Genomic DNA, 14,415 nt, shown 5'->3' on the forward strand with positions numbered 1-14,415 from the left:
TAATCCGCTTTAATTGTCGTCGTCTGCGCCTGGTCTAAAATAACTGTAGCTGACGTCATCATCGCGATATACGTTGTAGCTCGGTTGTTTGTAGTCAGAAATCCACTGGCTGCCACTATAACCTGCGATATGACCATATACATGGTTTTTGGTGCGCTTAATAATATAAATATCGCCGACTTTTGGGTGGTCAAATGCAGGTTGAATTTGGCGATAGCCAATTTTCTTTAACGTATCTCCCCAGTCCGAAGCAGCGACAGGATGGCTCTGAATCTTTGCGCCCGCAGATTCTAGGGCAATACGAACCATCTTGGCGCATTTTGCCGTGCTGGTAAATCCACTCATTGTTTGTAATTTTGAGACAAATTTATGCACATCAATCTGACTACGTCCTGCTTTTTCAGAGGAAAAAGAAAACGGACCAGATGACCGGCTTGAAGATTCAATAATTGTTCTTTCTGTTGTGCTTTGCGTTGGATAATAATCGGCAGCTTGTCCGTCATAAATCATGGTTGAACTTCATCCCTACGTTTTTTAAGTCGCTGTGCAAATGATGTAATTTCCTGACCGGCTCATCCTACAGGTCGAACCTTAAAGAATTTTTTAAGCTATGTAATAATATTTCACAAAGTGATTATTTTTAAATCAATTGCACGTTAAATCAGACGCTTAATGCTGTGATAAAAAAGATGAATGAAGATTTTTTAGACAATTTTTTGTAGGAAGCACATAAAGAAGTGCCATGACGAAAACCGTAAGTCATGGCACTATTTTGATTTAAACACTTTGCTCAATACTGACCGTATCGCGACGGCTTAAGCTTTCTGCCATCTGATGCAGTGCCCGATCGATATCATGCAGAGTTTTGGCGTTTCCACCACTTAATGCTTGTCGCCATTTACGTGCACCCGGCAAGTTCTGGAACAGGCCTAAAATGTGGCGCGTGATAATTGACAGTGGTGCACCTTCAGTCAATCGTTGTTCGATATATGGGAGCATTTTGTGCATGATTTCAAATCGATCTGGAGGCGTCAGGTTCCACAACTGCCCCAGTTCTGCCAGTAGGTAAGGATTATGATACGCTTCGCGACCAATCATCACGCCATCAACATGTTGTAAATGCTGCTGTGTTTCTGCAACGCTTTTAATGCCACCATTGATTTCGATAAAGAGATTTGGGCGTTCTTGTTTGAGTCGATAAACATCTTCGTAGCGTAGCGGCGGAATTTCACGGTTTTCTTTAGGCGATAACCCTTTAAGTAAGGCAATTCTGGCATGGACAACAAAATGGCGGCAGCCAGTTTTTGCCACGGTATCTACAAAATTCAGCATTTCATCGTAAGACTGCATGTCATCAATGCCAATACGATGCTTAACATGTACAGGAATATCAACGACCTGTTGCATTTGTGCAATACATTCGGCCACGAGGTCGGGTTCTGCCATCAGACATGCGCCAATTTTATTGTTTTGTACACGGTCACTTGGACAGCCGACATTGAGATTGACTTCATCATAGCCCCAATCTTGTGCCATTTTGGTACATTCGGCCAGATCTTTGGGATTGGAACCACCCAGTTGTAGCACGATAGGGTGTTCTTCATGACTATAATCGAGATGGCGTTTGGCATCACCAAATAAAATCGCGCCTGTCGTGACCATTTCGGTGTACAACACCACATTCGGATTAAATAGGCGAGCAAAAAAGCGGTAGTCTTTGGTCGTCCAATCCATCATCGGGGCAACCGAAATACGGGGCTTTAACGTCTCTAGTGATGATTTCATGAAAACAGATCCAAACAATGAGTGTGCAACGAGGGCATAAATTATACGCGGTTTATGCTAAATCCCCAAATTGTGCAATTGGGGATGTTTCTCACGCCACATTGGGTTTTTTATTCCGATACAGCAAATAATCTAAAAGCGCAAAGAAGGTGGCAAAGATAGCCAGTGCCAAACCTGCCATGCAGGTATATACCCATCCACCATGATTCCATGCGTATGTACCAATCGCAGAACCTGTTGCAGCGCCACCAAAATATAGCGTCATATAAATGGCATTTAGGCGAGATTTGGCATTGGGACGAATTCGAAAAATAATATTTTGATTGCACGAATGCACAAATGCCAAACCGAGATTCGTCGTGGCAAAACCAATTAAATACAGTCCTAATCCAGCCGAAGAAAAATAAAAGATCACCCAGCTTAAAATTAAGAAACCACAGCCCAGAAAAGTAAACAGCGTTCCGTAACCACGATCGGCATACTTCCCTACAAACTGAGAAGACAAAGCTCCAAATACTCCCACCAAACTCACCAAGCCAATCCACATATCTTGTAAATGAAAGGGTGCGGAAGACAGATACACGGCAATGGTCGAGAAAATCACACTCATCGAAGCAAATGCACCCGCGCCTGCATAAGCCCGAATCGATAAACGCTTTTCACTCACTAAAAGTTCAGCCATCGATTTAAATACATCGCTGTATTTCATTCGAATGCGCATGGCATAAGGCAGTTCGGATTTTAGTTTAAAGGCTAAAATAAAGATGAGTACTGCACTAACCACATAAATCAGTTTCCAATGGACCAATTGCGACAGTAACCCTGACAAGCTGGTCGAAAGTAAAATGCCAACCAGCAATCCACTCATTAAGAATCCAACCACTTCGCCTATTTTTTCAGGCCGCACGGTCATGGTGGCAAACGGAATCAAGACTTGAGCTGCAACCGAAAACAGCCCCGTAATCACGGTTCCGATCCAGAGCATGGTTAAATTCACGGATGTAGCACAGATCAAAAGTCCTACACCGGCCAAGGCCATCAATAATGGAATGAATTTGGTTTTATTAACAATATCGCCCAGAGGCACAATCAAAAGTAGGCCAAAAGCATACGACATTTGCGCAAAGGTAACGGTTAACTGGGCTTGGGCTGTGGTAACCCCAAAGGCATGTTGAATCGAATTGATTAGTGGTTGGCAAAAGTAGTTTGCGCCTGCAGTCAGACCACATGCAAGCGCCATCAACCAAAGTAATTTTTTATTCTGGCTAATATCAGATGTTTCTTGCATAAAATTCTCTCATATCAATGGGTATACGCAGTTGCTTCAACTTCAAATTGCATATTGGGTAATGCCAGTCCTTTCACAGGAATAAGTGTGCAGGCCGGGAAATTCTGTTCAGGCCATAATGTCTGCATGATTTTAATCACGATCTTATGTTTGGTCGTATCATGATTCACAATCAACAGGTGTAACACTGCGATGTTAGTGATAGAGGCGTTGATATGGTTAAGCGCTCGTTCGATATTGTGAAATGCTTGCCATACTTGTTCAGAAAAATCATTTGAAAATTCACCAGCCTGATTTTCACCACCTTGACCTGCAATATGTAAGATTCGCTGAAAATTTCTAACTTCTACAACATGGTTATAAGCAAATGCTTGGGGATTATATAACGTTTCAGGGTTAATGATTTGAAAACAATGTTTAGATTTGAATGACATGAGAATATGAAGATGATTAAATTAAATGCTAGTATCAAAGCTCAAGTTAACTTGAGGTCAAGCGATTGAAGCAAGAAAATTTAGGACAACAATTCATCACGATTGGAGAGTTGGCTAAACGTAGTGGGGTAAGTGTCTCTACAATACGATTTTATGAAGAAAAACAATTGATCTGGAGTCTTCGAACTAACGGCAATCAACGCCGATATGTGCGTGCGATGCTCAGACGTATCGCCATTATTAAAGTAGCGCAGTTGGTGGGTATCAGTCTTGAAGAGGTTAAACAAGCATTTTCGGTCTTACCTGATCGAAAAATGGCATCTAAACAAGATTGGGAAAACATGTCTAATCTCTGGAAAAATCAACTTGAAGAGAAAATTCAGACCTTATTGCAGATTAGACAGCAACTGGACTGGTGTATTGGTTGTGGATGTTTATCGCTTGATCAATGTCCGCTACGTAATCCTGATGATTACTATGCGAGCCAGTCAAATGGAGCACATTTTCAGAAGATTCAATATCGCATTGAACCACTTGAAGCAGAAGATTAATGTTTTAATCGGCTTTTGCCTAAGCTAATCATTAAAACACCAACGATATTGAGCCCACATCCGATCCATTGCCAAAGATTTAAATGCTCATTGAGAAACAAGACAGCCAGTATAATGGTCAGAATGGGGCCAATTGAGGCAATCATGGCAGACTGTGAAGCCCCCAGGCGCTGAATACTTTGCATTAATAAAGCCGTCGGCAAAACGGTAACGAAAAAACCAAGACCAATGCCATATAGCCAAACACCGGTTGGCAACTGCATGAGTGTGTCTATAAGGTGTGTAGTGCCAATGATAAAATGAAGCAGTGTGCCTACGCAGGCTACGCTGAGCGCCAAACCGTTAAAATTCCATGAACCAAATTTTTTAATAAGATGAGGGGTCAATAATAAATACGCTGCAAACGCGACGGCACTGGCAAATACGACGCTACAGCCGATCCACAGATTGCCCTGACTTGGTGCGATTTTGCCTTCTTGTAGCATGACCAGAACCGTTCCTCCATAACTCAAAAAAATGGCAAACCAAGTTTTTGCATTTAATTTTTGACGATAAATTAAACTTGAGGCCAAAACAGTGAGCGTGGGATACAAAAATAAAATAATGCGTTCAAGTGAAGCACTAATAAACATCAGCCCCACAAAGTCTAACCAGCTGGCGAAATAATAGCCCAATAGCCCAGCAAAAACTAAAATGAGCCAATCTTTTATATGAATGCCTTGATTATGATGCCGATTTAACCAGCAAATAAGTATAAAGAAGGGTAAAGCACTTCCCATTCGAAGCACCATTAAGGTGGTTGCATCAACCAAAGGAGAGAGGGCGTAAGCCTGTTTGATAAAAATGGCTTTGGTGCTGAATAAAAAAGCAGCAAAAATGGCACACAGGGATCCTGTTTGTACCGAATTCATTGAAAATTTCATCTAAAAAATAGCATCTTGAGTCGTTTTTTAATTTTTAGTCAAACTCTCCGATTTTATAGATTTAAGGTATAAAGGTGAATCATTAGTTCAAAATATAGGTATTTATTAAATAAATAGTGGGTGGTAATTTAAAAAAGTTCAATTAAAATCCAAAAAATGAACAAAACATAACCTGGGGGAGAACATCGTTTACTACGGTGTTTGTACTTAAGAAAATTAGCTTGAGGAATGCTCATGCAGATCGGAATCCCAACAGAAACGATCGCTGGTGAAAATCGTGTCGCAGCGACACCAGAGACAGTGAAAAAGTTGATCAGTGCTGGCCATCGCGTCTTGATTGAGCGTGGAGCAGGGGTAAGAGCCGCGTATATCGACAGCGCTTATGAACAGGTAGGCGCTACCATTACGGAAGATGTTTATTCGGATAGTCAATTGATTTTGAAAGTTCGGGCACCTCAAGGTGACGAAATTCAAAAGTTAGCTGCACATACAACCGTTGTGGCGATGTTTGATCCATATCGAAATCCAGACCTAGATACCTTTGCCAGTCAAAACGTATCTGCATTTGCTCTAGAGTTGTTGCCACGTACGTTGTCTCGTGCGCAAAACATGGACGTGTTGTCTTCTCAAGCCAACTTGGCGGGTTATAAGTCGGTTTTGCTGGCAGCAGCAGAATACCAGCGCATGTTCCCGATGCTCATGACCGCAGCAGGTACTGTAAAACCTGCACGTGTGGTGATTATGGGGGTTGGGGTGGCAGGCCTTCAGGCGATTGCCACAGCCAAACGCTTAGGGGCAGTGGTTGAAGCCACCGATTTACGCCCAACGGCTAAAGAGCAAGTCGAATCGCTTGGGGGTAAGTGGTTAGATGTGCCGATGTCACCTGAAGAGCAAGCGCGTGCCGATGAAGCTGCCAAAAATGGATATGGCTGGACGCCGGGTGAGCAGTACATCAAGGATCAGGCAGCCATTGTCGATAAAGCAGTGTCCAATGCCGATATCGTCATTACGACTGCGCTATTACCGGGTCGAAATGCACCACGTCTAATTAAAGCGGAAACCGTGGCCAAAATGAAACCGGGTTCAGTCATTTTAGATATGGCCGTCGAAACAGGCGGTAATGTTGAAGGCTCTAAAGTCGGCGAAACGGTATTCACCGAAAATGGTGTGAAGATTTTAGGTGTTCCAAATATTCCATCGACCTTGTCGACAGAAGCTTCAGCACTATACGCACGCAATGTATTCAATTTTGTTGAAACACTGTTTGATCAAGACAAGAATTTTGCCATCAATCCAGAAGAAGAAATTCAAAAAGCCCTATTGGTCACTCATGGCGGTCATGTACTGCTCAAGCGTGGTTAAGGAGAATACTCATGGTTGAAACGATTACAATTTTCGTCCTTGCCATCTTTGTAGGTTATTACGTGGTATGGGGCGTTACGCCTGCATTGCACACACCGCTGATGGCGGTCACGAATGCATTGTCTTCCATTATCATCGTGGGGGCGATGATCCAAACCGTGGGTTTACCCATGATTGGTGTAGAAGGCAGTGTCGATTTTCAAAGCATCAATGTCGTGAGTGTATTGGGTGCTATTGCGGTGTTCTTGGCCAGTATTAACATTTTTGGTGGCTTCGCTGTAACAGCGCGCATGCTTGAAATGTTTAAGCCGAAGCAGAAAAAATAAGAGGACGAAAACATGGAATTTATTCGAGCAAACGCAGAGTGGTTCTACCTGATCGGTGCAGTCCTGTTTATTATGACGCTTCGCGGATTGTCTGGACCTAAAACAGCAATTTCGGGTAACCGCTACGGCATGATCGGTATGGCAATTGCGGTATTGACCACGTTTTTTGTGGCTGATCATCCTGTGGTTTGGATGATTGTGGGGGCGATGGTGCTGGGTGCAATTGTGGGGATTGTGCGCGCACGGACGGTACCAATGACACAAATGCCAGAAACGGTTGCACTGATGCACTCTCTGGTGGGTCTGGCAGCGGTACTGATTGCTATTGCGGCAATTTTGCACAACAACCAATTAACAGTTCTGTTTGAACAAAACGAAGCAGCGTTGACTGCTGCGGGCGTTCAGCATGCACACATGAGCCCAGTACATTTGTTTGAGCTGTTTGTAGGTTGCTTTGTCGGCGCAATTACTTTTACTGCATCAGTTTTTGCCTACGGTAAACTGGCTGCAAAGAAATGGGCCAAAACCATTTCTGGCGCTTGGGTAAAGCCTGTGCAGGCCATAATCTTTATTGCAATGCTGGCCTGTGGTTTTTACTTCTTCTCGACAGGCAACATGACGGCGTTCTGGGCAATGACTGCACTGGCACTGGCCTTTGGTTGGGTCTGGATTGCACCAGTTGGTGGTGGTGATATGCCAGTGGTGGTATCACTTCTCAACTCATTTTCTGGATGGGCGGCAGCAGGAATTGGTTTTACCTTAGAAAATAACATGCTGATTGTGGCCGGTTCATTGGTCGGTTCATCGGGTGCGATTCTGTCTTACATTATGTGTAAAGCCATGAACCGAAACATCTTGAATGTTTTATTCGGTGGCGCAATGGGCGGTGCTGCGGTTGCGGGCGCTGCCAAAGGTGAACAGGTGCAGCGTAACCACCGTTCAGGTTCGGCAGACGATGCAGGCTTCTTGATGTCGAATGCAGACAGTGTGGTGATTGTACCGGGCTATGGTATGGCACAAGGTCGTGCACAAAATGCGGTAAAAGAACTTTGCGAATTACTCAAAGAGCAGGGTGTAAAGGTGCGTTTCGCAATTCACCCTGTGGCGGGGCGTATGCCGGGCCATATGAATGTATTGTTAGCAGAAGCAGATGTGGCATACGAAGACATTCTGGAAATGGATGAGATTAACTCTGATTTTCCAGCAACCGACGTCGTGCTTGTGATTGGTGCCAATGATGTCGTCAATCCGGCTGCGAAAGATGACCCAAGCTCTCCAATTTATGGTATGCCGATTTTGGAAGCCCACAAGGCACGAACCATTATGGTGATCAAACGTTCAATGGCAACAGGTTATGCAGGTCTGGATAATGATTTGTTCTATAACGAAAAAACCATGATGATTTTTGGTGATGCCAAGAAAGTGGTGGAAGATATGACCAAAGCCATTAATGGCAATGGTCACTAATCTGAGCTAAAACGAAAACCACCTGCGGGTGGTTTTTTTACGGATGAATAAAGTTTTATTTTATACGCATCGATGTATGATGGTTTTATATGCGATGATGTTGGTATTGGCGTGGATTATTTTTATACAACATAATAGTAAGTCGGACACGTTTACTGTTTTAATTTTACTGACTGCCATCTACGGTGGGATGTTCTTTTTGCATCTTAAGGCTTCAAACGAAGTGAAAAACGGCACTGAAGTTGGAAAAACATTATCACAGGGCTTAGGTGTGAGACTAAATCTTAATCATAAAAAAGCGACCATTCAGGTCGCTTTTTTATATGCTTAACTTTAAGCTATTGCTTCTGGTGCATTGCGCCACAAGCTTTCAAGGTCGTAAAATTTACGAGCAGTTGGCAACATCACATGTACCACGACATAACCTAGATCGATTAAGATCCACTCGGCGTCGCGTTCGCCTTCGATTCCGATCGGGCGATAGCCTGCTTTACGTGCTTCGTCTGCAACGTTGTCTGCAAGGGCTTTGACATGACGGGTAGAGGTACCACTGGCAATCACAATGGCGTCTGCAACATTGCTGATGTTACGAACGTCAATTTCTAAAATATCTTTTGCTTTTACATCGGTGAGCGCATCATGTACGACTTTTAGGCAGCCTTGTACATTCTGCGACGTAGAATTCATGGCGAGATCGTGAGAATTAGAAGCGCTGGGCGATGGTTCTAAATTCATAAAGGGTATAGTTTCCTGACAATTACTCATTGTTTAATATAGCGTCTTTACGCCCAAATTTCAATTTTTCCTATCGGTTGAGTTTGAAAAAAATTGTTTAAAAAACTGTCAATTCAAACTAAGTGTTTACATCATCAGAGAAATATTTTGATTTCCAGTCAAAAGAGTCGCTTGATGATGCGCATGGCCGGTATTCTGCGCCAATAAAACCCGAATAATGACTACTTTGTAGCCAAGCAAATATCTGCTCAAAATTGAGCTGGCCTGTGTCGGGTTGGTGGCGACCGGGACAATCAGCAAACTGAATATGTCCGATGTCGTGAATATTTTCTTTGAGTTCTTCTAATACATCTTCGCCCATCATGGCGATATGATAACAATCGTATTGTAGCTTGAGTGCAGGGTGATGAACCGCTTCAAGCATCTCTTGTGCCTGTGCCGTGTTTTGAATTAAGAAGCGTGGCATATCGGTACCATTGATCATTTCAATCAAGGGTTGAATATGATGTGCGCTTAACAGGTTGCAGGCAAGTTTAAGATTGCTTGCCAAAGTATTCAGGCAAGGCAATAGATCGTAGTCGTGTGGCTGCTTGCCTGCCAAAATATTCACGCGTGGCACATCTAATGCGGTGGCATAATCAATCGCTAACTGCAAAGCCTGCGCAAAAGCCTGCTCTTGGCCGGGTACACCCGCCAGCCCATTTCCACCTTGCATTAAATCGCCAGCAGGTACATTGATCAGACATAAATCGAGTTGGTGATCATGCAACTGTGTCTGAATTTGCTCAATAGACAGCTCATACGGAAACTGAATTTCGATGTGCTGAAAGCCATGTTGGCGCGCCAGCGCAAAGCGTTCAATTAAAGGTACTTCCGTAAAGATCATGGATAAATTAACAGCCAACTGACTCATCATGAATGTCCTTTTCTGTTAGTGATTTACATCATCTACATGTTTGATCATAGTGGCTAAATCTTGCTGTGCATAGCCATTTTCTTGGTGTGCTTGTAACTGGCTCAAGGCTTGTACCGCAACTGGAATATGCAGGTTACAGCGCTGTGCCAGCAGCACCGCATTGTTTAAGTCTTTGGCAAGGGTTTGGACTTTCCATTGCACCGGCTCAAAAACCTGCTTGGCCATGCGCGGTGTCAAAATCTGAAATGGCTTGGAGTCTGCAAATCCGTTCGCCAGCGCGGGTGCCAGCAAAGTGGTATCTACACCGGCTCGACCAGCCAGTGCTACAGCCTCTGCAATCAGAGCGCTGTTGGCCGCGACAATGAGTTGATTGCAAATTTTGGTTGCTTGCCCAGTTCCGACATCTCCCATACGGGTCACACGTTGTGACAAGATGTTATAGAGTAGATTCAAGTCTTGAATTACAGCAGGATCACCACCGGCAAAGATCACCAAGGTGCCTTGTTCAGCGCCGGCTGTCCCGCCCGAAACAGGTGAGTCAATCCAGATCACTTTATGCTGTGCGGCCTGTTTGGCCAGTTGGTGAGTCGCCTCAACCGACAAGCTTGAAAAATCGACAATTACTTGCTCGGCTTTCAAATAGGGCTGTATTTGAGCAAAGACATCATGCATGGCGGCATCGTCCGCAACACAGGTTAAAATGAGGGGGTAATTGCCCAGATCTTCAAATTTAAGCAATGCTGCGCCCATATCCAGCAATGCATCGCATGCACTTTGAGTTCGATTCCATACCGCGACTTGAAAGCCGGCCTGAATCAGTCGGGTCGCCATTCGGCTACCCATAAGTCCCATGCCTACAAATGCAACGGGCGTGTGAAGATCAAAGCGCATACATCAGTCCTTGTTTATTTATATTGTCGAGGCAGAAATTCCACCTCTGGGTGTTTGTCTTTTTGCCGAGCAAGGCGGCTGTTCTTACCCAATAATAACTTTAATTGCCAAAGTTTCTCTAGCCGTAATGCACGATGAGGCGCATGTTCCATGGCATTTAAAACTGACTTGGCTGCGGCCACGGCATCTGGAGAGCGCTGTAGAAATTCAACAGCTAAATGCTCTGCGGCTTGGTGTGGCTCCTCTGCAAGATGAGTAACCAATCCGACGGTTTTTGCATATTGAGCGTCGAAAATGCGTGCGCTTAAAGTGAGTTCTTTGGCCAGATCTGGCCCGACCAGTCCTTTTAGTGAGCGTGTAAGCCCCATGTCGGGAACCAGTCCCCAACGGCTTTCCATGATCGAGAGCTGGGTATCTGGATGCGCAATGCGAATATCGGCAGCCAGAGCCAGTTGCATACCAGCACCAAAACAATAACCTTCGAGCACCGCAATCACTGGAATAGGCAAGCGTTGCCAAATTAAAAAAGCTTTTTGAAACAGACTTTCGCCTGGCTTGATCAGCTCCCACGCGGCATAGGCTCGATTTTTAGGGTTATTTAAATCACTTAAATCAATCCCTGCACTAAAAACCTGCGCTTCACCTTTTAAAATTACACAGCGAATATGACGATCTTTTTCTATGGTTTTGGCCGTCACAATCAGCTCACGTAGCAAAGCAAAGCTCATGGCATTGCGTTTTTCTGGTCGGTTTAAGCGCACCTCTGCAATACCATTTTGTATGCTGAGTTTGATCAGTTCCATGTTTGAGTACTCGTGTTCATTTAAATTGTTATTCAGCTCAGCATAGCATGTGCTTCAAAATTAACACGAACACATCAGTCACACGATTTGGGCTAATCACGCTCAGACAATATATGCTTGGCCGCACCCTCAACTTCACGAATACTTAAGTTGAGTGCTTCAAACCGTATCTGGGTTTCCTGAATAAACGCAGCATCTGCCTTACGGCGTTCTTTACGCAAAGTCGAGACAAACTGTTCAAATTCGCCGGCTACCTGTTGCAGTTTCGGGGTTCCCACATAGCGCGTCGCACCATATAAACGATGCAAAACATGTTCAAGCTGTGGAAAATCCTCCAGCTCAATTAGTTGCTCCATTTCGTTCAATTCAGTATCAAAACTATCGACCAGCATTTTAAGGAGATCGAAGGCCAAATCTTCTTTATTGGCTGCAAGCTGTAAACTTTGCTGCCAGTCTAAAATAGACGGGTCGAGTGCATCGATCAAAATTTGATGTTCATTTGCTGCGGGGCTATCAAAATCGGCTTTGCTCCACTGATTCAAAATGTGAATGATCTGTTCCATCTGAATCGGTTTGGTCACGTAGTCATCCATGCCGACTTTTAACAGCTTTTGCTTTTCATCAGCCAGTGCATGCGCGGTCAGTGCAATAATCGGTAGGCGCATGTTGTTATCTAGTGTCGATTCAAGTGAGCGGATGGCACGCGTGGTATCGATGCCCGACATAACCGGCATTTGAATATCCATAAATACCAAATCAAACGGCTTTTCTTTTTGTTCGATGCGCTGTTCGATAATATTTAAAGCTTCCTGACCGCTAAGTGCTTTGGTGGTGGTGACATTCAGCTCGCTCAGCAACGCCTCAAGCACAATCAGGTTAGGTAGATGATCATCGACCGCTAATACATGCAGGCCCCGGCCATTAAACTGTTCGGGTTGATGCTCAAAAATCGGCTGGTTGCTCAGAAGCTGAACCAGTGCGCTTCGACTCAGCGGCTGATATAACGGTCGGGCACGATAGTCATTGAGCATATTTGGCTCAAGTGCCATCTGGTAGCCATACACCGCTAAATTACCGGTATAGCGCTGGCGAATCTCTTTGAGCAGCGCTTGGGTATCGCCACTATGATCGACAATCAGCCAAGTATTTTCTTTTGAGCTCAAATGATTCAGACGGCTAAAGAGTTCCAAAATCGAAGTGATTTCGGTGTGATTGACGCGATAGTTTTCGAGATAATGCCGCAAAATATTAGCTGTGGCTGGATGGGCAAGATACGACACCACATGCAGTTGAGGAAATTGCGGGTACTCTGGAATAATATCGTCTTCGGTTTTAAATTGTGCAGTAAACCAGAATGTTGAGCCTTTTTCGGTTGGCGCACGTTCTTGGTTGTCTTCAAAACCAATATGACCGTGCATGAGTTGCACCAGCTGTTTGGAAATGGCAAGTCCAAGTCCTGTACCGCCAAACTGACGTGTTACCGATGCATCGCCTTGTGAGAACGACTCAAACAGTTTCTTGCGGTCGGTACCACTTAAACCAATGCCACTGTCCTGCACACTAAAATGTAGCAGGCACTGACCAATATCATCGTGTTCCATTCGAACCCGAACGATAATTTCACCATCTGGGGTAAATTTGATCGCATTGGAAATCAGATTGGTTAAAATCTGTTTGACGCGTAGCGCATCTCCATTCACGATTTCAGGAATGTTATCGCCATAATAAAAGGCCATATCAATATGCTTTTGTGCCGCCAGCGGCGAAAGCATATCCATCACATCAAAAATAGCTTCTTCTAAATTAAATGCCGCCGTTTCAAGTTCAAGCTTACCAGCATCGATTTTTGAGAAGTCGAGTACATCGTTAATCAGCGCCAGTAAATGTGCAGATGATTTACGAATGGTCTGCAAGTACAAACGTTGCTCATTACTTAAACTTTGCTGACGCAGCAATAAATGGATAAAACCATCGATACTATTGAGTGGAGTACGCAACTCATGGCTGATATTGGCCAGAAAAACCGATTTGGCCTGATTGGCTGAAATGGCCTGATCACGTGCTTGGCGATAGGTAATATTTTGCACTTCAAGTGTATCGAGTGTGCGACGCAAATCGTCTTCGGTTTGCTCGGTATGTTCTTTTAGCTCTAAGAAACTAAAGTGTAAGCGCTTGACCACATTGGCAATATCACGCTGTAGCAAGCGCAGCTCGCCAGTACTGTTAATTACCATATGCTGATCGAGCGTATCGGCATTGAGGCGTTGCAATTGCATCCGAATCTCGTACATCGGCGCAATCCAGCGCCGTGAGTAAAAGTTCAAACACAGCAGCAATAATAATAAGGTGATCAAGGCCGTGACAATCAATACGGTGAAAACCCGATAATGGGCAATCTGTAGCGGTTGATTGTCCATTTCCACCACTAGCCACATCGGTCGATTATTGCTGGATTGAATGCGCTGGCCGTAAATATTGTTGTGGTTATGGCTGATGGGGCCAAAAAAGATCATATCTGGAATTTTGGGCCAAAAGCGCGTATCGCGATAGCCGATGCTTAACGAGACTTGGCCTTTTTGATCGATAATCGCGGCACGTTTCAGGTAGCGTTCGTTGTACATGCTTTGCATGATCCGAAGTGCCTGATCGTACTGGTCGGGACGTAATTCTACCAGTTTGAGTAAATTGCTGGCGGTATGTTCATAGCGTGTTAATAAGGCAGCGGCAGTATGACGCTGCTGAGATTGGGCTGCTGCACCAGTTTCATTGAGGACCAATACGGTTCCTACCGCGGCCAACACTAAAATTGGAACAAAAATCAACGCGATTAATTGACCATAGGCATGGTTTAACTGTAAGCGTTTGGATAACTTTTTATTAAAATTTGACATAGCCCAATCAGATCTATCCCGATGAGCGGCATATTAGCATGCT

Annotated in this window: 15 protein-coding genes; 5 read left to right on the top strand and 10 right to left on the bottom strand. The window is 44.3% G+C overall.

The features are described from left to right. Nucleotides 1-9: 9 nt before the first annotated feature. The 4 genes from L2096_RS12970 to L2096_RS12985 form a co-directional block, all read right to left on the bottom strand. Nucleotides 10-510 carry a hypothetical protein gene (locus L2096_RS12970; protein WP_004940560.1) on the bottom strand — a complete coding sequence of 167 codons (501 nt, stop codon included), beginning with the start codon at nucleotides 508-510 and terminating at the stop codon, nucleotides 10-12. A 267-nt stretch (nucleotides 511-777) separates the two neighbouring features. Then, nucleotides 778-1,785, bottom strand: coding sequence for a tRNA dihydrouridine(20/20a) synthase DusA (dusA, locus tag L2096_RS12975; protein ID WP_250365593.1), 1,008 nt, complete (start codon nucleotides 1,783-1,785; stop codon nucleotides 778-780). Nucleotides 1,786-1,876: 91 nt separating this feature from the next. Continuing rightward, nucleotides 1,877-3,073: an MFS transporter gene (locus L2096_RS12980; protein ID WP_151676240.1), complete on the bottom strand. Its 1,197-nt coding sequence runs from the start codon at nucleotides 3,071-3,073 to the stop codon at nucleotides 1,877-1,879. 14 nt (nucleotides 3,074-3,087) lie between these two features. Beyond that, nucleotides 3,088-3,507, bottom strand: a complete 420-nt coding sequence (locus L2096_RS12985; protein ID WP_250365594.1) for a RidA family protein — start codon at nucleotides 3,505-3,507, stop codon at nucleotides 3,088-3,090. A 65-nt stretch (nucleotides 3,508-3,572) separates the two neighbouring features. On the opposite strand from L2096_RS12985, the gene soxR reads away from it, so the two are divergent. After that, nucleotides 3,573-4,058, top strand: a complete 486-nt coding sequence (gene soxR / locus L2096_RS12990) for a redox-sensitive transcriptional activator SoxR (RefSeq protein WP_151820560.1) — start codon at nucleotides 3,573-3,575, stop codon at nucleotides 4,056-4,058. Here the strand turns inward: soxR and L2096_RS12995 are convergent. Next, the gene (locus tag L2096_RS12995; protein ID WP_250365595.1) at nucleotides 4,055-4,981 is read right to left on the bottom strand and encodes a DMT family transporter; all 927 of its coding nucleotides are present in this window, start codon (nucleotides 4,979-4,981) and stop codon (nucleotides 4,055-4,057) included. The genes soxR and L2096_RS12995 overlap by 4 nt on opposite strands. A gap of 234 nt (nucleotides 4,982-5,215) precedes the next feature. On the opposite strand from L2096_RS12995, the gene L2096_RS13000 reads away from it, so the two are divergent. From L2096_RS13000 to L2096_RS13015, 4 genes are read left to right on the top strand one after another with little or no spacing between them, the layout of a single operon-like run. After that, nucleotides 5,216-6,343: a Re/Si-specific NAD(P)(+) transhydrogenase subunit alpha gene (locus L2096_RS13000; RefSeq protein ID WP_208478113.1), complete on the top strand. Its 1,128-nt coding sequence runs from the start codon at nucleotides 5,216-5,218 to the stop codon at nucleotides 6,341-6,343. A gap of 11 nt (nucleotides 6,344-6,354) precedes the next feature. Continuing rightward, on the top strand, nucleotides 6,355-6,669 hold the full coding sequence (locus L2096_RS13005) for a proton-translocating transhydrogenase family protein (protein WP_004940548.1): 315 nt from the start codon (nucleotides 6,355-6,357) through the stop codon (nucleotides 6,667-6,669). Between the two features lie 12 nt (nucleotides 6,670-6,681). Then, nucleotides 6,682-8,136 (top strand): NAD(P)(+) transhydrogenase (Re/Si-specific) subunit beta, encoded by a 1,455-nt coding sequence (locus tag L2096_RS13010; protein WP_004945351.1) that lies wholly within the window; start codon nucleotides 6,682-6,684, stop codon nucleotides 8,134-8,136. Nucleotides 8,137-8,179: 43 nt separating this feature from the next. Beyond that, a complete protein-coding gene (locus L2096_RS13015) occupies nucleotides 8,180-8,467 on the top strand; it encodes a hypothetical protein (protein ID WP_250365596.1) in 288 nt (95 codons plus the stop codon). 2 nt (nucleotides 8,468-8,469) lie between these two features. Here the strand turns inward: L2096_RS13015 and rsfS are convergent, their stop codons facing one another. From rsfS to L2096_RS13040, 5 genes are all read right to left on the bottom strand, one after another. Further along, entirely contained in the window at nucleotides 8,470-8,871 is a 402-nt protein-coding gene (rsfS, locus tag L2096_RS13020) for a ribosome silencing factor (RefSeq protein WP_004940540.1), read from the bottom strand. Nucleotides 8,872-8,989: 118 nt separating this feature from the next. After that, nucleotides 8,990-9,784 (bottom strand): hydroxypyruvate isomerase family protein, encoded by a 795-nt coding sequence (locus tag L2096_RS13025; RefSeq protein ID WP_151840100.1) that lies wholly within the window; start codon nucleotides 9,782-9,784, stop codon nucleotides 8,990-8,992. 18 nt (nucleotides 9,785-9,802) lie between these two features. Beyond that, nucleotides 9,803-10,678, bottom strand: a complete 876-nt coding sequence (locus L2096_RS13030) for an NAD(P)-dependent oxidoreductase (RefSeq protein WP_048766414.1) — start codon at nucleotides 10,676-10,678, stop codon at nucleotides 9,803-9,805. 14 nt (nucleotides 10,679-10,692) lie between these two features. After that, nucleotides 10,693-11,481, bottom strand: a complete 789-nt coding sequence (locus L2096_RS13035; RefSeq protein ID WP_004940535.1) for a crotonase/enoyl-CoA hydratase family protein — start codon at nucleotides 11,479-11,481, stop codon at nucleotides 10,693-10,695. A 92-nt stretch (nucleotides 11,482-11,573) separates the two neighbouring features. After that, nucleotides 11,574-14,372 (bottom strand): GacS-like sensor histidine kinase, encoded by a 2,799-nt coding sequence (locus L2096_RS13040; protein ID WP_250365597.1) that lies wholly within the window; start codon nucleotides 14,370-14,372, stop codon nucleotides 11,574-11,576. Between the last annotated feature and the right edge of the window lie 43 nt (nucleotides 14,373-14,415).

The organism is Acinetobacter sp. ACZLY 512 (assembly GCF_023614015.1).
GTDB lineage: Bacteria > Pseudomonadota > Gammaproteobacteria > Pseudomonadales > Moraxellaceae > Acinetobacter > Acinetobacter soli.

Coding starts and splice junctions, on each gene's coding strand:
- L2096_RS12980 (WP_151676240.1), bottom strand. CDS start 3,073: ATGCAAGAAACATCTGATATTAGCCAGAATAAAAAATTACTTTGGTTG.
- rsfS (WP_004940540.1), bottom strand. CDS start 8,871: ATGAATTTAGAACCATCGCCCAGCGCTTCTAATTCTCACGATCTCGCC.
- L2096_RS13025 (WP_151840100.1), bottom strand. CDS start 9,784: ATGAGTCAGTTGGCTGTTAATTTATCCATGATCTTTACGGAAGTACCT.
- L2096_RS13010 (WP_004945351.1), top strand. CDS start 6,682: ATGGAATTTATTCGAGCAAACGCAGAGTGGTTCTACCTGATCGGTGCA.
- L2096_RS13000 (WP_208478113.1), top strand. CDS start 5,216: ATGCAGATCGGAATCCCAACAGAAACGATCGCTGGTGAAAATCGTGTC.
- dusA (WP_250365593.1), bottom strand. CDS start 1,785: ATGAAATCATCACTAGAGACGTTAAAGCCCCGTATTTCGGTTGCCCCG.
- L2096_RS12995 (WP_250365595.1), bottom strand. CDS start 4,981: ATGAAATTTTCAATGAATTCGGTACAAACAGGATCCCTGTGTGCCATT.
- L2096_RS12985 (WP_250365594.1), bottom strand. CDS start 3,507: ATGTCATTCAAATCTAAACATTGTTTTCAAATCATTAACCCTGAAACG.
- L2096_RS13005 (WP_004940548.1), top strand. CDS start 6,355: ATGGTTGAAACGATTACAATTTTCGTCCTTGCCATCTTTGTAGGTTAT.
- L2096_RS13040 (WP_250365597.1), bottom strand. CDS start 14,372: ATGTCAAATTTTAATAAAAAGTTATCCAAACGCTTACAGTTAAACCAT.
- L2096_RS13015 (WP_250365596.1), top strand. CDS start 8,180: ATGAATAAAGTTTTATTTTATACGCATCGATGTATGATGGTTTTATAT.
- L2096_RS13030 (WP_048766414.1), bottom strand. CDS start 10,678: ATGCGCTTTGATCTTCACACGCCCGTTGCATTTGTAGGCATGGGACTT.
- L2096_RS13035 (WP_004940535.1), bottom strand. CDS start 11,481: ATGGAACTGATCAAACTCAGCATACAAAATGGTATTGCAGAGGTGCGC.
- L2096_RS12970 (WP_004940560.1), bottom strand. CDS start 510: ATGATTTATGACGGACAAGCTGCCGATTATTATCCAACGCAAAGCACA.